The 2,880-nt window shown below is 41.5% G+C and carries 4 protein-coding genes; 1 reads left to right on the top strand and 3 read right to left on the bottom strand.

Features of this window, described 5'->3' with window-relative positions; genetic code table 11:
• Window positions 1–102 precede the first annotated feature (102 nt).
• The 3 genes from ACM0OS_RS28645 to ACM0OS_RS28655 are packed head-to-tail and all read right to left on the bottom strand — an operon-like array spanning window position 103 to window position 1,742.
• Entirely contained in the window at window positions 103–369 is a 267-nt protein-coding gene (locus tag ACM0OS_RS28645; RefSeq protein ID WP_414546568.1) for a hypothetical protein, read from the bottom strand.
• Window positions 366–623: a hypothetical protein gene (locus ACM0OS_RS28650; RefSeq protein WP_414546569.1), complete on the bottom strand. Its 258-nt coding sequence runs from the start codon at window positions 621–623 to the stop codon at window positions 366–368. Before ACM0OS_RS28650 ends, ACM0OS_RS28645 begins: the two co-directional genes overlap by 4 nt.
• Window positions 624–626: 3 nt before the next feature.
• A complete protein-coding gene (locus ACM0OS_RS28655) occupies window positions 627–1,742 on the bottom strand; it encodes a ParM/StbA family protein (RefSeq protein ID WP_414546570.1) in 1,116 nt (371 codons plus the stop codon).
• 305 nt (window positions 1,743–2,047) lie between these two features.
• Between ACM0OS_RS28655 and ACM0OS_RS28660 the strand changes: the two genes are divergently transcribed.
• Entirely contained in the window at window positions 2,048–2,218 is a 171-nt protein-coding gene (locus ACM0OS_RS28660) for a ribbon-helix-helix domain-containing protein (protein ID WP_414546571.1), read from the top strand.
• Window positions 2,219–2,880: the final 662 nt, after the last annotated feature.

Raw genomic sequence — 2,880 nt, forward strand, 5'->3', positions numbered from 1 at the left:
CAATTTGCAATGCTTTGTACTGTGGATGCTGCCTAATTTGAGTTAACAATTGCTGGGCTTGTGAAATCAATTCTGGCAGTGGTTGATTGTGCATAATTCACCTCAAAAAATTGATAACTGCAATGATTCTTGACTGAGTACAGAGGACTTAGTAGACATTCCTTGCACCTCATAGCATCGACTCATCAAAGCTTTGTGATTCAATTTCAAATCTGCTTTTTTACGCTGTCCTGCTAGTGGGCGAAAGATGTATTGTGGTGCTGTACCAGTGCCTATTTTGTACAGGTATTTGTATAAGGTTCGGTCAATTTGGTAGACCCTTGACTGGGTAAGTAAGGTTGAGTCATAGACTTTGTTTAAGTTGTTCATGACGCTACTGCCTTAAACTGACTGGCCATGTTTGCTAGTCCTGTTTTGTTTGGTTGAGTTGCTGTTGGTGTATGCAATTGAGTTTTTGGCGATGCTTGCACACTGCCTCCACCTTGAAAAATCAGCTTTTCTACTGCTGCTGATAGTGCTTGAGTTGGTGCGTCACTGGGAATGTTGAACATTTGGCACAATTCTTCAACTGCTAAGTAAGAAATGGTTATACGCCGAGATTCGTAAGAAATTTGGTTACGCACGTTTTACGCTCCTGTGGAGATTTCGGTTAATAGCTTTAATCCGATGGCATTGATGAATTGGGGATGATTCAAAACTGTGAAGCCTAAGTTGGCTAAGTTCTGATCCACGACTGGAAGCGCAACACCCCCACCCCAGGCGACAAGATATTTGGCACGGTCTAAATAATTCCCAGAGGTGACAAAGTTGGCAAATTTCTCAATCCGAGTTGACCACCATTCATCTAGGCATTGGGCGTACTCTGGCTCAAAATTCTTGCCTGTGAGGTGATTCCCGCCATAGGTGAAGGTTCCTTCTAAAATCCCTCGGTTGACTAAGCTGGGTGAGTGTTTTACGTCTTTGGACAATAGGCTTACTCGGTCGTTTCGCTTGTCTAAGGCTTCTGCAATCATGCTGTGCAGTTCACCCGCACCACCTTCTAGTAAATGACGGTCTATGACTGCTCCACTGCCGTTAAAGACGGTGATTAGCCATGTTGATGAACCGATATCAAGGGCGATGGCGATTTCTGATGGGTCTAGTTCTAAGGAGCTTTCACCGAATAAGCAATGAGCAATGCTGCCAAATCCTTCTGGATATATGCCTGTGACGACGATTTCAACTGTTTTGGTGACGATTTCACGGTTTATCGGGTGTTTGTGCTGGAAGGTGTGAATACCTTGGACTCTGCGCTTGATTTCCTCACCCCAGCGTTCTGGGTTGTGGTTGCTGAGACTAATTGATAGTTTTACTCCATCCGGGATGTTAAGAATTGCTAAGTCAGCCAAGATTGATTCAAGTGCTAGTTCGGCTTTTTTGGCTTTATCTTCGTGTAGTAGGGTGTGGTCTGCTTGAGCGATCGCTGCACTTCCCCAAAAATATTGAGTGTCTTTGAGGTTGAGGCGCGAACCTTCTACATATCTCACCCAAGCACCATTTTTAGAGATGGTTTCGTGGTGGCTGGTGTTACGGTTGCGAACCAGTGCGTAGGCGGCGGGCATGATGACGGAAAAATCACCGTACATGGCTTTCCCATACCCTGCTCCTGGGTCTTTCCCGGCGATGAGGTCACTTATCCCGGAATTGGCAACCAAATCAGCTTGATTGAGCCAATTTTTGGCATTGGCGAATGTTACTGTCATGGTTTAGAAATTTTTGAAAGTCTTTAATTGTGGGGATTTAACGCTATTTTGAGTCAAATAACGTTAAATCTAAATATCCAGTTGTTGGTTAGCCTTAGCAGCACTTTCTGGCTTCTATTGCCTTTGTTTTGTGTCGTTTTTTGGCTGACAAAAATATTATAGCATCGATTTAGATGCATTATGCTGTTAATTAGTGGCATTATAAGTTTAAAATAGATGTAGTTAACACCAATACCGCAGCAGTTTAAACTTAAATAGGAATCACAACGTATGATTTAGGAGGCACTTTGAAGCAAAAATGATGCATGAGCAAGCGTTTTAGTGTAACGCTACCTGATACCGTATTTGATCAGCTTGAAGCACTAGCTGAGAACCAAGGGCGAACTACTGCCAATCTAGCGGCATACCTGATAGAAGTAGGAGTCCGCAATATCAAGGTAGAACCGTTGCCAACTGAAAAAGAGAAGAACAAATGACCAACTCAGCACAAGTGGAGTGCAAAGCCTCATGTCTTGAATAATCATCAACTCTTGTTGAGTAATTTCAAGTAAAAATCCCAGTATTGTTAGATATAAGAAAGACAGCAAGAAATTCTGTACAATCAGCAAGTACTGAAATTAAGCGTAAAACGGAGGTGAATATACAAAAGACACAAAAATTAAAAGGACAAAGAGCCACTCAGTAGTGAACGCTTTGCCCGAAAGAAAAAATTAAATATTTCAAATATTGGGAAGCGGGGTTTATCTCTAGAGAACCAAGAAAGTGGATTGTAGTTGGAAGCTGAAACCACAGATTGGCGAAAGAGATTAGTCCGCGCTGCTTACTCATATTATATGAATTTCTGTGGAAATTTCTATATTTTCACTGCAAAATTTTGCATCGAAATTTATCAAATTTTTGGTAAGTAAAAATTTTTAACAAGCAAAACAGTAAAATTCGTAGATATAAGGTGTAGCAGCGCGATAACCCCCTCCAAATACTAAAAAACAACGTATTTGAGGGAAAAAGCTGTGATAAATAGCAACTGCGAACTGCAAAAAAGTCAGTTGAAATTTGCTGTTAATACTTGTGGCAGAAACAAAAACTGGGACTTTAAAAAACTAGCTGCCAACTTCCAAGATACAGAAGGCACTCTAGA

The organism is Nostoc sp. CCY0012, assembly GCF_963920855.1.
In the GTDB taxonomy this organism is placed as follows: Bacteria; Cyanobacteriota; Cyanobacteriia; order Cyanobacteriales; family Nostocaceae; genus Cyanocohniella.

Bases quoted from the DNA above. Each gene is read 5' to 3' on its own strand.
- ACM0OS_RS28655 (WP_414546570.1), bottom strand. From the start codon at position 1,742: ATGACAGTAACATTCGCCAATGCCAAAAATTGGCTCAATCAAGCTGAT.
- ACM0OS_RS28660 (WP_414546571.1), top strand. From the start codon at position 2,048: ATGAGCAAGCGTTTTAGTGTAACGCTACCTGATACCGTATTTGATCAG.
- ACM0OS_RS28645 (WP_414546568.1), bottom strand. From the start codon at position 369: ATGAACAACTTAAACAAAGTCTATGACTCAACCTTACTTACCCAGTCA.